This is a genomic window from Maridesulfovibrio pacificus (SeqCode) (assembly GCF_048612815.1).
Classification (GTDB): domain Bacteria; phylum Desulfobacterota; class Desulfovibrionia; order Desulfovibrionales; family Desulfovibrionaceae; genus Maridesulfovibrio; species Maridesulfovibrio pacificus.
In genome coordinates this window covers 1239343-1258198 of record NZ_JBLZNE010000001.1, presented here as the reverse complement: position 1 = coordinate 1258198, position 18856 = coordinate 1239343, and the positions used below count along the sequence as shown (strand labels likewise).

Annotated in this window: 15 protein-coding genes; 11 read left to right on the top strand and 4 right to left on the bottom strand. The window is 45.7% G+C overall.

Annotated elements, in window-relative coordinates:
* Positions 1-89 precede the first annotated feature (89 nt).
* Positions 90-494, top strand: coding sequence for a hypothetical protein (locus tag ACNI23_RS05990; protein ID WP_420247299.1), 405 nt, complete (start codon positions 90-92; stop codon positions 492-494).
* Here the strand turns inward: ACNI23_RS05990 and ACNI23_RS05985 are convergent, their stop codons facing one another.
* The 3 genes from ACNI23_RS05985 to ACNI23_RS05975 form a co-directional block, all read right to left on the bottom strand.
* Complete coding sequence (locus tag ACNI23_RS05985; RefSeq protein ID WP_420247298.1) at positions 495-1280, bottom strand: AraC family transcriptional regulator; 786 nt, start codon at positions 1278-1280, stop codon at positions 495-497.
* Between the two features lie 11 nt (positions 1281-1291).
* Positions 1292-1879: a LysE family transporter gene (locus ACNI23_RS05980; protein ID WP_420247297.1), complete on the bottom strand. Its 588-nt coding sequence runs from the start codon at positions 1877-1879 to the stop codon at positions 1292-1294.
* Between the two features lie 94 nt (positions 1880-1973).
* Positions 1974-2654 (bottom strand): Crp/Fnr family transcriptional regulator, encoded by a 681-nt coding sequence (locus ACNI23_RS05975; protein WP_420247296.1) that lies wholly within the window; start codon positions 2652-2654, stop codon positions 1974-1976.
* Between the two features lie 96 nt (positions 2655-2750).
* Between ACNI23_RS05975 and ACNI23_RS05970 the strand changes: the two genes are divergently transcribed.
* The 8 genes from ACNI23_RS05970 to ACNI23_RS05935 all read left to right on the top strand — a co-directional run bounded on the left by ACNI23_RS05970 (position 2751) and on the right by ACNI23_RS05935 (position 14920).
* On the top strand, positions 2751-3773 hold the full coding sequence (locus ACNI23_RS05970; protein WP_420247295.1) for an arsenic resistance protein: 1023 nt from the start codon (positions 2751-2753) through the stop codon (positions 3771-3773).
* Positions 3774-3956: 183 nt separating this feature from the next.
* A complete protein-coding gene (locus tag ACNI23_RS05965; RefSeq protein ID WP_420247294.1) occupies positions 3957-4271 on the top strand; it encodes a tetratricopeptide repeat protein in 315 nt (104 codons plus the stop codon).
* A gap of 305 nt (positions 4272-4576) precedes the next feature.
* Positions 4577-5884: a trigger factor gene (tig, locus tag ACNI23_RS05960; protein ID WP_420247293.1), complete on the top strand. Its 1308-nt coding sequence runs from the start codon at positions 4577-4579 to the stop codon at positions 5882-5884.
* A gap of 251 nt (positions 5885-6135) precedes the next feature.
* The gene (clpP, locus tag ACNI23_RS05955) at positions 6136-6744 is read left to right on the top strand and encodes an ATP-dependent Clp endopeptidase proteolytic subunit ClpP (protein WP_420247292.1); all 609 of its coding nucleotides are present in this window, start codon (positions 6136-6138) and stop codon (positions 6742-6744) included.
* 6 nt (positions 6745-6750) lie between these two features.
* Positions 6751-8004 carry an ATP-dependent Clp protease ATP-binding subunit ClpX gene (clpX, locus tag ACNI23_RS05950; RefSeq protein WP_420247291.1) on the top strand — a complete coding sequence of 418 codons (1254 nt, stop codon included), beginning with the start codon at positions 6751-6753 and terminating at the stop codon, positions 8002-8004.
* A gap of 190 nt (positions 8005-8194) precedes the next feature.
* Positions 8195-10900: an ABC transporter substrate binding protein gene (locus ACNI23_RS05945; protein WP_420247290.1), complete on the top strand. Its 2706-nt coding sequence runs from the start codon at positions 8195-8197 to the stop codon at positions 10898-10900.
* A 311-nt stretch (positions 10901-11211) separates the two neighbouring features.
* Complete coding sequence (lon, locus tag ACNI23_RS05940; RefSeq protein ID WP_420247289.1) at positions 11212-13665, top strand: endopeptidase La; 2454 nt, start codon at positions 11212-11214, stop codon at positions 13663-13665.
* Positions 13666-13780: 115 nt separating this feature from the next.
* Positions 13781-14920 (top strand): serine hydrolase domain-containing protein, encoded by a 1140-nt coding sequence (locus ACNI23_RS05935; RefSeq protein WP_420247288.1) that lies wholly within the window; start codon positions 13781-13783, stop codon positions 14918-14920.
* Here ACNI23_RS05935 and ACNI23_RS05930 read toward each other — a convergent pair.
* A complete protein-coding gene (locus ACNI23_RS05930) occupies positions 14917-15201 on the bottom strand; it encodes a hypothetical protein (protein ID WP_420247287.1) in 285 nt (94 codons plus the stop codon). The two genes, ACNI23_RS05935 and ACNI23_RS05930, sit on opposite strands and share 4 nt — an antisense overlap.
* A 746-nt stretch (positions 15202-15947) precedes the next feature.
* Here ACNI23_RS05930 and ACNI23_RS05925 point away from each other — a divergent pair.
* Positions 15948-17501 carry an alkaline phosphatase gene (locus tag ACNI23_RS05925; RefSeq protein WP_420247286.1) on the top strand — a complete coding sequence of 518 codons (1554 nt, stop codon included), beginning with the start codon at positions 15948-15950 and terminating at the stop codon, positions 17499-17501.
* Positions 17502-17698: 197 nt separating this feature from the next.
* Entirely contained in the window at positions 17699-18829 is a 1131-nt protein-coding gene (locus ACNI23_RS05920) for a YibE/F family protein (protein ID WP_420247285.1), read from the top strand.
* Positions 18830-18856: the final 27 nt, after the last annotated feature.

The following is an 18856-nucleotide window of genomic DNA, read 5'->3' as shown; positions in this document are numbered from 1 at the left end:
ACGGTTTTTTTTGTTCTAAATCGTGAGATGTGGCCCGAAATGTGCTATTCTCGAAATGAGTCATAATAATCTCAGTAAGGAGAGTGAGTATGGGAGTCAGTTGGGGAGTACGGGTCAGGGTGGTTATTCTGTTTCTTCTGGGGGCAATACTGTTTTTCCCGGGTGCGTTGTTGGTTTTGTCCGGATTTATGGAACCTGATATGGGTTCGGATGACGCGCTGGCCATGTTTTTTATGGGCGGATTGCTCAGCTTTTGTGGATTGCTGATCTGGTGGGCGATGCGTAAAGTTTATCGCCGGGGTAAGTATATGACAGCCCGTATGCGCCGAGAGCAGGATGATGAAGACGCGGCTACGGGGATGGCTATGGCTCAAGCTCATTATATGGCTTCAACCATGCATGACTCTGCGGATAATGATTTTGACTCAGGGGATGTTGATTCGGATATTGATACGGATTTCGATTCCGGCGGCGACTTTGATATCAATGATTGATCAGCAGGGCTTATTCAACAGTTTTGAGTATGCGTAGGCGGTGAGTCCGTAGACGCTTTTGAATTGGCGGTTGAAATGGGAAAGGTCATAGAACCCGCAATTGAGCATGACTGCGTATAGTTCCTCTCCGGCATCAAGAAGCTTTTTGGCCTGCTCTGTTCTGCAACTGAGGAAGAACTGATAGGGCGAAAGCCCTTTCACGGCCTTGAACTGACGGATGAAGTGGAATTTGGACATCTGCACTTCCTTGCAGATTTCATCCAGCTTCAGTGGTGCTTCAAAATTGTCATGCATCATTTCCACTGCGCGTTGCACTGCTTTATAGTTTCGGGATACGCGCCGTGGTTCGACTGTCTTTGCTGTTCGGTCTATGACGTTCATGATCAGCTCGCTGGTCAGCAGGTCGCCTTGGCCTGACTCGATGGAACGGGTCAGGTTAACGATGTGTGTCGCCAGATTCGGATCATTTATTATAGGAGTGGAGAATTTCAGCACATCCTTTTTGCCGGAAACTTCTTCAAATAGATCCCGCGGGATGTAGGTCATCACATATTCCAGGCCTGTTTCTCCGCCAGAGCATCCGTCGTGCAATTGTTCCGGGCTGAAAAGCATGATTCGGCCCGGTTTCGAATACAGCATTTCCCCTTCCAGCCAATATTTTTGAATTCCTTGCAGGGTCACTCCTATGGCGTATTCCTCATGGGAGTGCTTCCTGTATTTGAATTCGTCAAATCTGGCTGAAAGAACCGTCAGGTCTTCATGGTGTGTGTAGTTGAATTCCCGCATAACTAGTACACTTAAAGTAGATTTTGCAGTCCGGAAATGGACCATGCACAGTAGATCATGGTCAATGCCAGGATCATGTTTGCCTGTTTCTGGTAGGGCCGCAGGTAGCGACGGAAAAGAGTTCCCAGCACAACCCACGAGCTGTAGGCACAGAAGCCGATAAAGGTCAGTATAAGTACATACAGGGCAATGTCCAGAGGATCGGAGAAAGCAGGGATTACAAAACTGCCGATGACGGTCAGGGTGAAAAGAACTACTTTGGGATTGATGAATTGCATGGTGAATCCGGTCATGAATCCGCCGCTCTTTTTTGAGTTTCCGCCGTCATCCATGTGCAGGATTTTCCATGCGAGATAGAGCATGTAGCTTGTCCCGATAACAGCCATGACGGTTTGGACCTGCGGCATCATATTAAAAAGGTAGCTGTTCAGGGCAGCGGAAAGACTCAGGAGTATGCCGAAAGCCAGTGTTGCTCCGGCCACGAATTCAAGTGCTTTTTTGTATCCGTGGTTTTGCGCTGTGGAAAATATTACAATGTTTGAAGGGCCGGGGGTGAATGTCACCACAATGCTGTAGGCCAGAAATGCCAGTATGTTCATATGTCTTTCTCCTCATTCTCAGTATGAGTAGAAAGTGGCACAGGCAGGTTTTAACCGGATAGTACAAAGTTGCTCAGTTTGCTGAGAGATGTGTTTAGCTCAGACATACTCCTTCCCGGCAACGGCTCAGTTCTTCGCGGTCGATGATTTCAATTTCGGAGCCATCAACTGAAATTAAGCCATTGGAGCCCATTTTTTTCATGGTTCTGGAAAGTGCTTCAGGTGTGATCCCGATGATTTTGGAAAGCTCACGATAGGATATATCCATGTTTACTTGACCATTTTTTTCGTGGCTCAGGAAATAGGCAGCAAGCCTTGATGGTACTTGTTTAAGTGATAAAGAGTCGATCATTTCCATGGCATCTTTAAGTCGTCTGGACATAACCCGCATCATCTGCATCAGGATAGTGGGATCTTCCTGAACCAGTTTTTCATATTCGGTGGGGTTGATGAAAAGAACCCGGCTGTCTTCCAAAGCACTCATGTTTGCCGGGAGCACGCCATCGGAAAAGACTGAGCACAGGCAGAAAGGCTCTCCGGGGCCGAATACGAAGATTGTCTGCTCTTTGCCTTCGTCGGAAATTTTGAAAAGTTTAACTTTTCCAGTCAGCAACACGTGTAGTCCCTTTGATGCTTTGTCTTCGCTAAAGAAAATGGATTTCCTAGGGATGTCATTAATTACCGCATATTGGGAAAGTCTTTCCAGCTGTTCTTTTTTTAATTTGGCAAATAGGGGTAATTTGCCGATCTCTTTTTCAATATTTTTTCTATTCATAGTTTTTCCTAGAAATGAGTCATGTTGATCGAGGTCAATGTTCGTTTGGTTTGTATGCTGTAGTTTTTAACTCATGAGAGCGGGGTAGGGCAATGAATGAACTTTAATGAATTGGAGAAGGATATGTGGATCATTTTGCAGAAGATTACAAAAAATTTGATTTTGGCTATTCCGATGATGATGTTTGCAGGATTTATTTATGGATTGAACTTTGATCCCACTTGGCTCAAGTCCATGATCATTCCGTTCACCTTTTTAATGGTTTATCCCATGATGGTTACTTTAAAGATTAAGAAAGTTTTTGAAGGTGGAGACGGCAAAGCGCAGCTGCTGACCCAGTTGATCAATTTCGGGATTGTTCCTTTTGTCGCCTTTGGTTTCGGGATCTATTTCTTCTCGGATAGGCCCTACATGGCTCTGGGGTTGTTACTTGCGGGATTGGTTCCGACTAGTGGAATGACCATTTCATGGACCGGATTTGCCAAGGGGAATATGTCAGCCGCGGTGAAGATGACAGTTGTAGGTCTGGTCGTAGGCTCTTTGCTGACCCCTGTTTTCGTAAAGTGGTTGATGGGTGCTTCTATTGAGATCAATCTTTTGGCGGTATTTAAGCAGATCGTATTTATTGTTTTTCTGCCTATGGTTCTTGGTTTTATGACCCAGCGGTTTCTCGTGAAAAGGTATGGTCAGGCTGATTTCCAGAAGTCTGTAGGTCCGAAATTTCCGCCCCTTTCGACTCTGGGAGTGCTTGGAATCGTATTTGTAGCCCTTGCCCTTAAGGCTAAGACCATTGCTGCAGCACCCGAAGTTCTGCTGAGTATCTTGGTGCCGTTGTTGCTTCTCTACTTATTCAATTTTACCTTAAGCACGCTGGTTGGGAAGGCTTTTCTGCCGCGGGGTGATGCCATTGCCCTTGTTTACGGTTCGGTTATGCGAAACCTGTCTATTGCGTTGGCTATCGCTATTAACGCATTTGGAGCGCAGGGCTCTGATGCTGCCCTTGTAATTGCAGCGGCCTACATTCTTCAGGTGCAGTCTGCGGCATGGTATGTACGTTTTACTGATAGAATCTTTGGAAATAACCAGCCAGAGTCACCGAGGTTTGCCTGTCAGGGATGATAGCATTCCAGTGAATGCACCGTGTAAGTGCTTATTCCACGAGGAAATAAACCATGTCAGTTTTGATATGGTTTATTTTTTTAAAATTTATATTTGACATTGAAAATCGTTTTCAATATCTTGAGTTCAACCAAGAGGGAAAAAGACTTTCAAATAATTTTAAATATATTTCAGGAGAGTAATATGTGCAAACTCGGAAAAGCATGGGAATTGAACAGGGAAGGTATGCAGGCTTGTAACAACGGCGATTTCAAGAAGGCGGAAGATAGTTTGAAAGCCGCTATTGGAATGTCTCAGTGCAAGTCCAAGAAAATCCATCGGGCAACCCTGCACAACAATCTTGCGGTGGTCTTGCAGATGTCGGGTAAAGCCGATGAGGCAGTTCATGCATATGACCTCGCCATTGGTTTTCTCAATCCGGGGCACAAAGGGCAGGCGGCACTGATTGAGCGCTTTGAATCCAAGCGGGATGCACTGAAGCAGAAGCTCGCTGCATAAATTTTATTCAATACGCATCTCCTCCTTGCTTAAGCGGAATCCTGTACCGGGGTTCCGCTTTATTTATTAATGATATGGAGAAGAGGGCATCTTGCGGGAATTTTGGGAGAAAAATTCATTTTATCCTCATTATTTGCGAATCAACTCCCTTAAGGGGGTTGACTTTGTGGGGAAACTGCCTAAATAATCCCAGTTCTTTTGTTGGAATAATGTGAAAGTCTTCACGTTGACCGACACAAGCCAAAGTACACAACTGCCGTAGCGGTTTGCTCATGGCAGATATATTTTCTAGGAGGATGCCTAAGATGGATTTTAATATTGAAGAAGTTTCAGCGGTAGAGAGAGAGATTAAAGTTTCCGTACCTGCTGAGGAAGTCGGTGCTGCTCTGGACGCAACCGTAGCCCTGTACAAAGTACAGACCCCGGTTAAAGGTTTCAGAAAGGGTAAAGTTCCTGCTTCTGTTATCCAGTCCAAGTACAAAAAACAGATCATCAACGAAGCTACCACTGACCTGATCAACTACCAGATCAACGATATCCTCAACGGCCAGTCCCTCGTTCCCGTTTCTAAAATTGACGTTGACGCTAAGGAACTCGTTCGCGGTGAAGATTTCAGTTACGTAATCAAGTTCGAAATCGTTCCTGAATTCGATACTCCCGGTTACCTCGGTCTTCCCGTTGAAGAAGAGCGTGCTGAAGTTACCGAAGATGAACTCAAGGAAGTTGAAAACAGACTCCTGCAGTCCATGGCTAAAATTGCTCCCATTGAGGACGATCGCCCCGCTAAAGACGGTGAACTCGCATCCGTAACTTTCTCCGCAGAAATGGACGGCGAGCCCATCCCCGGCGTACAGGCTGACAACTTCGACCTGCCCATCGGTGAAGGTCACTCCCTCGAAGAGTTCGAAGAATTTGTTAAGACCCTGAAAGCTGGTGAGTCCGGTGAAACCGACATCACTTTCCCCGAAGATTTCATCAACTCCGATCTCGCAGGCAAGACTGCAACCATGAAGGTTACTGTTCACGCTATTAAAGAACGCAAAATGCCCGAACTTACCGACGATGTCGTTAAACAGGCCGGCGGTTTCGAATCCGTTGAAAAAATGCGTGAGATCGTTAAACAGTCTTACACCGCAAACCGCAAACAGCTCAACAAGTCTGCAGCTCAGACTCAGCTGATCAGCGGTATTGTTAAAGAACTCGACTTCCCGCTGCCTCCTTCCCTCATGGAAGACCGCCTGCAGCGCATGGTTGCTGATGTTATCGGCCGCGCAGAGCGTTCCGGTAAGAGCTTTGAGTCTCTCGGCAAATCCATGGAAGAACTCCGTGAAGAACAGCGTCCCGTGGCTGAAGAGTCCGCACGTACTGAAATCTTCCTGCTCAACGTTGCAAAACGTGAAGAGCTTTCCGTAGAACCTCAGGAAGTTGAAGGCGCTCTCTACCAGATCGCACAGCAGACCCAGCAGGATCTCAGCTCCGTTAAGTCCTACTACGAAGAGAACAACCTTATTGTTCCCCTCAAGGACCGTCTCCTTGCTGACAAGGCTGCTGAGTTCATCTACGAAAACGCAGACGTTACTGAAATCGATCCCGTTAAAAAGGACGACAAGTAATCTCGACCGTTTAAATAAACAAGTTAGGCGGCGTGGTTATCTTACCGCGCCGCCTTTTGATTTTTTTTGAAAACGGGTTGTTAATAATTCTATATGCGGTTAACAAGTGTAGAGTTTGACCCGCCGGATTTGTGCTTGTACTCAAGCATTCAAATGATTAGGATGAATTTCTAAGTGATTATCCGTACCGGTTCGGGCGGTGTTATTAATTTCAATTCCCTTTTATAAATAAATATTTCCGGGAGATATAGATGTCTGGAACCATACCTATTGTTGTTGAAACTACCGGGCGCACAGAACGCGCTTACGATATTTATTCCCGTCTTCTCAAGGATAGAATCATCCTGCTCAGCGGCGAAGTTAATGACCATGTTGCCAGCGTAATTTGCGCACAGCTTCTTTTTCTGGAATCAGAAGATCCCGAGAAAGAAATCTATATGTATATTAACTCTCCCGGCGGTGTAGTAACTGCCGGTATGGCCATTTACGATACAATGCAGTATATCTCCGCCCCGGTTTCTACCCTGTGTATGGGGCAGGCCGCCAGCATGGGTGCTTTCCTGCTCAGCGCAGGAGAGAAAGGGCAGCGTTACTCTCTGCCGCATAGCCGTATCCTGATTCACCAGCCTCTGGGCGGTGCACAGGGTCAGGCTACTGACATTGATATTCAGGCCCGTGAAATTTTAAGACTTAGAAAATCCCTCAACTCTATCATGGCCGAAAATACCGGCAGAACTGTAGAAGAGATTGAGAAGGATACGGATCGCGATAACTTCATGTCTGCTCAGGAAGCTGTAAAATACGGCCTCATTGACAAAGTATTGGAGAATCGCGGAAATATTGAATCCAAGGAAGGTTAATTCCTGATGAGTAATGAAAACCAAGGTTCAGGACAGGACCTTCATTGCTCCTTTTGCTCCAAATCTCAGGATGAGGTGCAGCGTCTGATCGCAGGACCTGATGTTTACATTTGCGACGAGTGTGTTCAGCTTTGTAATGACATCATGGCTCAGGAAGCGGTCGGTGAGGAGTTTGATGCAGGTAAGCTCCTGTCCCCACAGGAAATTAAAGAACTGCTTGATGAATATGTAATCGGTCAGGAACATCCCAAGAAGATTCTGGCTGTTGCTGTTCACAATCATTATAAGCGTGTGTACTACACCCAGTCCAGCGGCTCTGATGATATTGAAATCGATAAGAGCAACATTCTGCTGATCGGGCCTACCGGGTCCGGTAAAACACTGCTGGCACAGACTCTGGCAAGAGTTCTTAAAGTTCCCTTTGCCATTGCGGATGCCACCACACTGACCGAAGCCGGTTACGTTGGTGAGGATGTAGAAAACATTCTCGTGCAGCTTTTGCAGAACGCTGATTACGACATTGACGCCGCATCACGCGGGATCATCTACATTGATGAGATCGACAAGATTTCCCGTAAGGGGGACAGTCCTTCCATCACCCGTGATGTTTCCGGTGAAGGTGTACAGCAGGCTCTTCTCAAGATCATTGAAGGAACCGAAGCCAACATTCCTCCCAAGGGCGGCCGTAAGCATCCCCAGCAGGAATTCATCAGGCTCGATACCTCCAATATCCTGTTCATCCTCGGCGGTGCGTTCATCGGTCTGGATACCATTGTGCAGCAGCGCATGTCGGGTTCCGGTATCGGTTTCGGTGCAAAGGTAGAGCAGAAGTCCGATAAGGGCATCAGTGAGCTTTTCGCTAAGGCGGAACCAGCGGACTTGGTCAAATTCGGTCTTATCCCCGAATTTGTCGGCCGTATTCCGGTTCAGACGGCTCTTTCCGAGCTGAGCGAGGAAGATCTTGTGCGCATCCTTCAGGAGCCCAAGAACGCATTGGTCAAGCAGTACAAGAAAATGTTCGAGCTTGACGGTGTGCGCCTGACTTTTACTGCCAACGCGCTTAAGGCCATCGCGTCTAAAGCTGTTGAGCGTAAAACCGGGGCTCGTGGTCTGCGCAATGTGCTTGAATCCATCATGCTTGATATCATGTACAAGCTTCCCTCTATGAGCGGAGTTAAAGAGTGCGTGATCAACAGAAGCGTTGTTGATAATGGAATTGAACCCATTCTGTTTTTCCACAATGAAGTGAAAAGCGCATAGCTGAAATCTAGTTTCGCTTTTATGAAGCCTCCGATTCTTTCAGGATCGGAGGCTTTTTGTTTTATCTGGAGTTTTTTATAATTTTTATTATGAGAAAGTGTGTTTTTATATTATATGGGATTGGCTTTATCCTAGTAATGGCGTATGAAAAACTTTAACCAAATTTTATACTTCTCAGGTCGGCCAGTTCATGAAGAAGCTCATATTAATTGTAGCCTTAGTTTTTTGGGCGATTCTTTCTTTTTGCCCTGCTGTCTTAGCTGCAAAGTCACATGTATTGCTGATTAATTCTTATCATCCCGGTTTCCCTACTTTTTTTAAGCAAATTGATGGTCTCAAGTCCGTGCTTTCCCCGGCAGGAGTTCATCTTGATGTAGAATTTATGGATTCCAAGCGGTTCATGAATAAAGAGAATCTTTCCGCTTTCCGTAATATGCTCAAAATGAAACTCGCTTCTTTAGATAAATATAATATAGTCGTTACTTCAGATGATAATGCCCTAAATTTTGTTTTAGAAAATAGAAAAGAATTTTTCCCGGATACTCCGATTGTTTTTTGTGGGGTTAACAATCTGGATTTGGCCCGTTCTATGGATAACAATGAGAGTATTACCGGAGTTATCGAGGCCGTTTCTCTGCGGGATAACCTGCAGGAGATCGCTGCTCTAATGCCCGGAGTCAAGACTGTATATCTGGTCGTTGATGAAACTCCCAGCGGTCAGGCCGATTTACAGTCTGCGAATAATTTGGGTGTAGAATTTCCGGATATGAAGCTTGTTGAGATCCCCTTGAACAGAATGAACTGGGCGGAAATGAAAGAAATCCTTGGCAGACTTCCTGAAGATAGTGCTGTCCTTTTGCTTTCCGCTTACCGGGATAAAGATGGGGTTGCAAAATCTTTTGAGGAGGGACTGCAAGAGATTCTTTCGAGCAGCAGTCGTCCTGTTTTCCATCTTTATGAACATGGCATGGGTAAAGGGCTTATCGGTGGAAAAGTTATTTCGCACTATGAGCAGGGAGTTATAGCAGGGCGTATTGCTCTGGATATTTTATCAGGCAAAGCGGTTAAAGATATCCCCGTAGTGGAGGGGGGGGATGCCAACAGATTTATTTTTGACCGTATTGTTCTTGACCGATTTAAGATTAAGTCTTCCAAGCTGCCAGCTAACGCTCTCATTTTAAATGATAATGAGTCAGTGTGGGGAGTCCATAAAATTGAAATAATTGCAGGTCTTTTTGTTATTGCCGCGCTGCTTGTTTTTTCTATCGCCTTATCCATAGCTTATATGAAATTGCGCAATGCCAAGGAAGAGGTAAGGCAAAGCAGGGAACGTTTTGCTCTTGCAATGGCAGCCAATAAGGACGGTGTGTGGGACTGGAATATTAAAACTGACGATGTGTATTACAGCCCCGGCTATAAGGCTATGCTCGGATATGGTGAAAATGAACTGCCTTCGCATGTTGATTCCTGGGTTGATCTTATCCATGAAGATGATCGCGTTCATGCTTTTAGTGTGAATAGCAAGTGTATCAACAATGAGATTGAGAACTTCGAAGTCGAATTTCGGATGCAGGCCAAGGACGGTAAATGGCTGTGGATTCTTGGACGTGGCAATGCTGTGGAAAGGGATGAGTCCGGAAAGGCCATAAGGATGATCGGTACACACACTGACATTACCGAATTGAAAAATTCACTTGAGGAGATCAAAGACCTCCGCAATCAGCTTAAGAGCATTATCGATTCCATGCCTGTTATTCTGGTCGGCCTGAACAGTGAAGGGCGGGTTACCCGTTGGAACAGAAAGGCTTCGGAAGTAGCAGGGATCAGCGATGAGCAGGCTGTAGGAAGATTGGTCGAAGAGGTGTTTCCCCGACTTTCGCCTTATATGAAGCAGGTCAGGGAATCATTGAGCAGTCAAAAGGTTTGGACTGACCCAAGAGTTGCCCGCAAGCAGGATGGTGATGTCTTTTATGATGATATTATGATTTATCCTCTTTCCGCTGGAGAGCAGGATGGTGTTGTTGTTCAGATTGAAGATGTTACGGAGCGGGTAAGGCTCGAGGATATGCTGGTACAGAACGAGAAAATGCTTTCTGTCGGCGGGCTTGCAGCAGGCATGGCCCATGAGATTAATAATCCGCTCGGGGTTATTGCACAGGGAGCCCAGAATATTACCAGACGCGTTTTAGGAGATCTGAATGGTAATAGAAAGGCAGCCGAAGCCAGAAATATTAATCTCGAGGATCTGCATGATTATATGCATGACCGGGATATCCCTAAGATCGTTCACGGCATAACTGCATCTGTGGATCGAGCCGCTAAAATAGTCAGAAATATGCTTAGCTTCAGCCGCAAGAATCAGGATAATTTTAAGCAGCATGACCTTTCGGAGTTGTTGGATAACACAATTGAGCTTGCGGATAATGAATACAACCTTTCAACTAAGTATGATTTCAAGAAGATCGAAATAGTACGTGAGTTTGAAGATAAAATTTCTACTGTCTTGTGTGAAGGCAGCGAGATTCAGCAGGTCTTTCTGAATTTACTGAAAAACAGTGCCCAGTCCATGACCTCAAAGAGTTATGAGAAAGGTGGACCGAAATTTATACTCCGGGCCTATGAAAAGAGCGATTGGGTTAATATTGAGATTGAAGATAACGGGCAGGGTATAGATGAGAATGTGCGCAAGCGTATATTTGAACCATTTTACACAACCAAGAAAGTGGGCGAAGGAACCGGACTCGGACTTGCTATCTCATATTTTATTATAGCTGATCTGCATAAAGGGAATATGGAAGTTTACTCGTCTCCCGGTAATTGGACAAAGTTTGTTATTTCGTTGCCGATTCAGCAGTCTCTTTCGGGGCAATCTGCTTCAAATTTTTATAAAAACTAGCATTTCCAGCCTCATCAGGGTAATCAATATTGATTTTGCTCCGATACGTGTAATTGGGGCATCGCCAGCTGTTTATTTTCATGTATAATGTAATTAATGACGATTTGTCGTTTGACAAAACGGAAGCAGGTATTATTTCATGTTTCTGTATGGTTATAAGTTGTTTTTTGAAAATTAATCGTCGCTGTTATTTGTTTAACTGACGTTCCAACATAACTTTTTTACCTGATTAGGTGTCCATCCTGTGAACGGACGTAGTGTTTGTTCTCGTTTGGTTTAAAGACGTTTCCGGGTTAAAAGCAGGAGGATAAATGTCGTCCACAGAATTTGAAGGTGGCAATACATCCACTGAACAGAATATTCTTCCGATGATGTCACTGCGGGAAGTTGTAATGTTCCCGCGTTCCATTGTGCCTCTTTTTGTCGGTCGGGAATCTTCAATCAAAGCGATTGAAGAAGCTATTTCCGATTATGATAAAAAGATTTTTCTGGTCACTCAGGAATTCCCCGAGAAAGAAAAACCCGAACCGGAAGATCTTTTCCGGATAGGGACTGTCAGTAAGATTCTGCAAATGCTCAGACTTCCTGACGGCACTATCAAGGTGCTTTTCGAAGGGATGTATCGTGCCAGCTGGAATCCTGATTCAGATGAGGTTGTTTTCGGTGAGAATTTTCCGCTGGTGAATATCAACAGGATTGATGACCTTCCGGCTGAAGAGCATACAACCGAGGCTCTGGTGCGTTCTGTTCACGAAGCCCTTGAAAAATTTGGCAAAGTGAACAAGAAAATTGCTCCCGAGACCATTCTGGCGATCTCAACCATCCGGACTGCCGGCAAGCTTGCTGATTCAATCATGCCTCACCTTAAGGTGGAGTTTCTCAAAAAGCAGAGCATTCTTGAGATGGTTGACCCCATTGAAAGGCTGGAAGCGGTTTATGAGCTTCTGCTCGGTGAAATTGAAATCGTGTCCATTGAAAAACGGGTCAAAAACCGTGTCAAAGGACAGATGGAAAAGAATCAGCGTGAATATTATCTCAACGAGCAGCTCAAGGCTATCAATAAAGAAATGGGCCGTGAGGATGATCCTCAAGCGGAAGCCCACGACCTTGAAGAGCAGCTTAATGAAAAGATCATGGACGAAGAGTCACGTGAGCGGGTGCGCAAAGAAATCAAAAAATTGCGCCAGATGGCTCCTTCCTCTGCCGAGTATACCGTTGTTCGCAACTATGTGGACTGGGTTATGGAGCTTCCATGGAACGAATACAAAAAAACCAAGCTGGATATAGCGGAAGCACGCAGGATTCTGGATGAAGATCATTACGGTCTTGAAAAGCCCAAAGAACGCATCCTTGAATATATGGCTGTGCAGGCTTTGGTTGAAACCATAAAAGGGCCTATCCTTTGTTTTGCAGGCCCCCCCGGTGTAGGTAAAACATCTATTGCCCGCTCCATTGCACGGGCAATGGATCGTGAATTCGTCCGTCTTTCTCTTGGTGGAGTCCGTGATGAAGCTGAAATCCGTGGTCACCGCCGTACCTATGTCGGTGCGCTCCCGGGTAAGATCATTCAGTCCTTGAGGCGCTGCGAATATAGCAACCCGGTTATCTGTCTTGATGAAGTGGACAAGATGAGCACTGATTTCAGAGGTGACCCGTCTGCGGCTCTCCTTGAAGTGCTTGATCCGGAGCAGAACGGAACATTCAACGATCACTACCTTGATCTTGATTACGATCTCTCCAAGGTCTTTTTCATCACCACTGCAAACGACCTTCATTCCATCCCGCTGCCGCTTCAGGACAGGATGGAGATAATCAATCTTCCCGGTTATCTTGAAACCGAGAAGATGCATATTGCTAAGGATTTCCTGCTCCCCAAGCAGGTAGAGGAACATGGCCTTAAGGAAGATAACCTTGCCATTTCCGATAATGCCATGATCGATATCATCCGCACTTACACCCGTGAGGCCGGAGTGCGTAACCTTGAGCGTGAGCTTGCCAAGGTTTGTCGTAAGACAGCTATGCAGATTGTGGAATCCGATGACAAGAGCAAAAGTATACATGTTACCACAGCCAACCTGAGCAAGATTCTCGGGGTACACAAATTCCGTTTCGGAGCCAGTGAAGAGAAATCTCTGGTAGGTGTGTCCACTGGTCTGGCTTATACTCAGGTGGGCGGTGAAATGCTCATGGTGGAAGTCGTGCTTATGCCCGGTAAAGGTAAAGTGGTTATTACCGGTAAGCTCGGTGAAGTCATGCAGGAATCAGCGCAGGCTGCACTTTCATATATCCGGTCCCGTTCCGATCTTTTCGGGCTGAAACCGAATTTCCATGAGAAGATTGATATTCACGTGCACGTTCCCGAAGGAGCTACTCCTAAGGATGGCCCCTCAGCCGGTATTACCCTGTGTACGGCTATGGCCTCTGCGTTCCTTAACGTTCCTGTCCGCCATGATCTGGCTATGACCGGGGAAATCACCCTCCGTGGTCGTGTGCTGCCCATCGGCGGTTTGAGGGAAAAGCTGCTTGCTGCTCATAGAGGGCTTTCCAAGACTGTGCTCATCCCCATCGACAATAAGAAGGACCTCAAGGATGTGCCTGATGCAATCCTCAAGGATCTTGAAATTATACCGGTGGAAAACATGGATGAAGTGCTCAGTTGCGCCTTGGATAACCTTACCGCTGAAGAGCTGTTTCGTGGGCGTGACAGTGTCACTCCCATCGCGCTCAACCTGATTAAGGATGAGTTTCAGGCTCAGCCGCACTAGGTTTCATATACAGATTGATTTTAGAAAAGGATGTCCCTGCCGGGGCATCCTTTTTTTGTTCGAGAGCAGAAACACTGCGATTCCATCCCTGCAGGATTTCATGTTATGATTGAGTATGAGAGATCGATATCGGATATATAAAGGTTGTGAGTTTGCGTGCAAGTTTCGTTGCGCGATAACTGGTGGCTTTATCGTTCTCTTTGTGCTGCTGATTTATATCTGTTCGGAAGCCTCCGGTCATAATGATCTCAATCAGATTTTGCGTGAATCTATCCGGGATTTAAAAATTCCCGGTGCAGTGATGATGGTTGAAACTCCGCAAGGGCAGGTCTTGGCTTTCCGGGCAGGGGTGCGCAGGATCGGAAGCCGTAAGCCGATGGGCAACAATCTCAAATTCCGCATAGGCAGCATAACCAAGACATTTGTAGCTTCGGTAATACTCATGCTGGTAAATGAAGGCAAAATCAGCCTTGATAGCGAAGTTTCTGATCTTTTGCCGGATATAGTGCCTGTAGGTAGTCCTCTGACCATTCGTCACTTATTGCAGATGCGCAGTTGTCTGGGCAATTTTACAATTGATAAGGATTTTTTGCAGTTGTTCAGGGAGAGGCCGTGGACGCATTGGAGCCCGGAACATTTGCTGCAATTCGGACACAAGGATTATTGCAGGGAAGGTAAGGAATTTGAATATAACAATTCAAATTATGTACTTCTTGGTTTGATTATCGAAAAAGTGAGCGGTGATAGTTTTGAGAATCAGGTCTATCGGCGGATACTTAGTCCATTGAACTTAAAATCGACAACGTTTCCTGCTAGAAGTGCCAATATCTCTGAGCCGTTCGCCCGGGGTCATGACTACAACCCCCAGACCGGTAAAATTAAAGATTTAAGCTTGAAGATCAATCCATCATGGGCGTGGTGTTCCGGGAACGGTGTTTCCACTGCTTCGGATGTGCTGATTTGGTTGAAGGCATATTTAAATGGATTCGGGATAAGTTCCGGTCTTCAGGCCCAACAAATGGATTTTAGACCAGTTACTTATGACGGAATATCTTATGGCCTCGGTATCATGAATAAATACACCGCAGTAGGGCATAACGGTAACTTTGCCGGTATCTATACTTCACTGGCTTTTAAATTCCGGGGATATTACTTTGTGATTTTGACAAATGGGCAGGCAGAAGGTGGAGGACGTAAAGCAACCGCAGAGTCTGTTTTCTGGCGAGTTGTAGAGAGGTCGAAGTTATTTAATTAGAAGCTGAAGCTGAATCCCAATCCAAGCCCCGTGGCACTGGGGGGTGCGTCAGGACCGGCATGTAATTCTGTGTCCTGGTTATCCAGACCAAAAATTAATCCTGTCTTCATGTCATCGGTTATGTTTAATCCAGTTACAAAGTCAGTAAATGAGAATTCTTTTTCCATACTTATTACTGTTTGTTTCGGTTTCGTATCTTCAATATACCCGAAATCAGCAGCAAATACATTGTTTGAACCGAAGAGCATCAGTGCTGTCGTAACAATTATTGATTTCCACATATTCCACCTTCCCGTTGAGTTGCGGAAATTTTCTCCCCTTGTCGTATGAAATTATACAAAATATGGACCATTGTGTTGTATGTTCAATAATTCAAGTGGATGCTTAAAATTGAAGTGATTCCGTATCTGTTCAGCTAGGAAAAATAATCGATTTTTGAATCTTGTTGAGACGGAAAGATTTTGAAGCAGTGACTCGGGCTTGTGTCTAATACAGGGAATATGTAAGTAATTAGCTTTTCAGATACGAACTTGTTTGGTTCAGCTGTGAATTTTAGAGTAATTTTAGTAGTGCTTTATTTTCGAAATGAGACAGATTTGGCTCGTTTAACGATAAAATTGACGTTAACAAAAAAATAATTTGAATTTTAGTTAACTTTTTCAACACAAAATAGAAATGAGATTTCAGTTTGTTACAGTTGTGTTACGATCTTTTCTCGTTATTGAGTCACAAAACCCCTATTGACAATAACTTCAATAACTCTAAAGTGATTCAAATTTCTCATAAAAAAGTAGAAATTTTATGTTGTTGCAGTGGGTTTTGAAGGGCTCCTTTCAGGAGTCGGAGGATCATTAAAATGCGGGCTGATCCTGCCTGAACTTCGCAATTACCTATATGCAATGTTGAATTGTGACCTTCGTGAATTTGCAGCGTGGAGTGATGCTGTGAATTTTTGCGAGGGGAGCGTTGCAGCTTCGTGCTGTTTTTTCAGCATGGAGCATAACTCTAAACGGTAAGGAATGTGAAAATGTTTAGAAGGATTATTCGCCCGTTGGTTCTGGCGGTCTGTCTGGCAATGGTTGCGGCTACTGCATTTGCAGGTGCGCCCAAGTATGTATTTTACTTTATTGGTGACGGTCTTGGACCCACCCAGCGCATGGCAGCTGAGCTGTACAACAAAATGGAAAAGAATGACGCTGATGCTAAGCTGATCATGAACACTTTTCCCCAGTCTGCACTGGTTACCACTTATTCTGACAACACCCTGATCACCGACTCCGCAGCAGGCGGTACCGCGCTGGCATGTGGTTACAAAACCACAAACGGCTACATCGGTAAACTTCCCGATGGCTCCAACATCAAGTCCATTGCTGAAGCTGCCAAGGAAAACGGCTACGCTGTAGGTATCGTTACCTCCACCCGTCTTACTCACGCTACTCCTGCTTCTTTCTCTGCTCACAACCCCGATCGTAACGCAGCAAACGAAATTGCTATCGATCAGGCTAAATCCGGCTTTGATTTCTTCGCTGGTGGCGGCTACCGTCATTTCGTTGCAAAGGACAATGCTGAGGGTCTGAAGTCCAAGCGTAAAGATGATGTAGACGTAGTTAAAATGTTTGCAGACAAAGGCTACAAGACTTTCGTTGGTGATTCCACCCGCGATGCTTTCCGTGCTTACCAGCCTAAAAAAGGCGAAAAGGTTTTCGCAGCTCTGACCTACAGCCACCTTCCCTACGAGGTTGAGCGTCGTAACAGTAAGCTTACCGAAAACAAACTGCCTGCTCTCTACGAACTGACTGATAAGGCTGTTCAGTCTCTCTCCGCTCAGGATAAGCCTTTCTTCCTTATGGTTGAAGGCGGCCGTATTGACCACGCTGCTCACGCTCACGATGCAAAGTCCACTATCCTGGATACCATTGCTATGGATGAAGCAGTTAAAGTTGCATACGACTTCTACCTGAAGCACCCTGAAGAAACCCTTATCGTAACTGCTGCCGACCACGAAACCGGTGGTGTTGCACTGGGTATCTCCATGGACTCCAAGGGTTACTTCCTTAACCTCAAAGAACTCGAAAAAGTTCAGGTTTCCGCTGAAGACAACCTTGATAAATACTACAACAAGCTCTGTGCGAAAGAGTCTGATCTCAAAAAGCGTCACGCTGCTTTCATCGCCTACGCTGAAAAAGAGTGGGGCCTGACCGATCGCACTCCTGCCGAAGACAAAGTTCTTGCTGACGCAATGGTTGTTCAGGATAAAAACCAGCACCTGCCCGCGGACAAGCAGACCAACTACGGTTATGCTTACACCCCCACTATGGTTGCTGTTACCGACCTGATTTCTCAGCGCGCCCGTATGTTCTGGACCTCTTTTGTTCATACCGGAACATTCATTCCCGCAACTTCCATCGGTGTAGGTGCCGAGAAGTTCAACGGCTTCATCGACAACACCGATATCCCCAACCGTATGGCTGAAGTCATGGAAGTTAAACTTTCTGACATCAAGCACACCGATTCCAAGGCTCTGCTGGGTAAAACCTTCGGTCCTCAGGAAAAATACGCTAAGATTCCTTACAACAAGTAATTATATTAGTTGATAGAATCTGTTTTGATAAGGTCCCCGCTTGGGCGGGGGCCTCAGACAGCTGATAAAGCACCATCTGCGGCGTCACTGCAAAAAAGGCTGAAACTCACGTATGTCTGTATACGCATCGTTCCAGTCTTTTTTTAGTTTCTTGCATCTGGCACTTTCTTAGCTGTCTGCTTATTAATGAGGTCTCCATGAAAAGGTTTATATCTCCGATATTTTTTGTCCTGATGATTGTCGGAATTATCGGACTCTTGAAATATGAGCATGCCGGACCTGATCCGTATTCAGGCATGCATGAGTTGCGCGCTACTGTCACCGGTGTGGATAACTCCGCATTGGTGGAAATGGGAACGGCTCGTATCGGCGGGCAGCACGTAACCGCGATTTTAATGGAAGGTGAGGTCAAAGGTCAGACTGTCATCGGCGTCAACCAGTTAACAGGGCAGCCGGAAATGGACGAGATTTTCCATCCCGGTGATACCATCCTTATGGCTGTGCGCGTAAATGACGGAAAAGCCGTGGAAGCCCGTGCTGTTAACCAGTATCGGCAAGGCTGGGAGCTGGCCCTGTTCGGCCTGTTTGTGGTTATTCTGCTGATTTATGCCCGTTCAATCGGACTCAAAGCCCTGTTCAGCTTTATCACCAGTTTTTACATTATCTGGAAATTTTTCATACCCGGCTTACTTGGCGGCGGAAGTCCTATCCTGTTGACTGTAGTTACGCTTACGCTGCTTACTGTGGTGATCATTACCTGCGTTGCGGGATTCTCGCGGGTTACTGTGGTGGCAATTTTAGGAACTCTAAGCGGATTGCTGCTGGCCTTGGGGTTGACCCTCTTCTTTGGGGCGAAACTCAAGATGGCGGGTATGACAGCTCCATTTGCGACTATGCTGATCTTTTCCGGTCACTACACATTGGATCTGCTTGATATATTTTATGCTTCAGTCATTTTAGGGGCTTCAGGTGCAGCTATGGATATTGCCATGGATGTTGCCGCATCCATGAATGAAGTTTTAGATAAGAAGCCCGATATCACCCGCCATGAATTAATTAAGTCCGGGTTCAACGTGGGACGTATGGTTACCGGAACAATGACCACAACTTTATTGCTGGCTTATTCCGGCGGTTACCTGACCATGCTCATGCTTTTTGTCACCAAGGGAACATCTTTTACCCGTATGCTCAACTTTAAGCTGGTGGCGGCGGAAATATTTCGTACTCTGGTAGGAAGTGTCGGTTTGGTGCTGGTTGCACCGATCACGGCGATATTAGCAGGATTTATCTTGTGCGGATTTAAGGAAATTAAAAAGAGATCAAATTAAAAAAGTCCCGGACAGAAATTGTCCGGG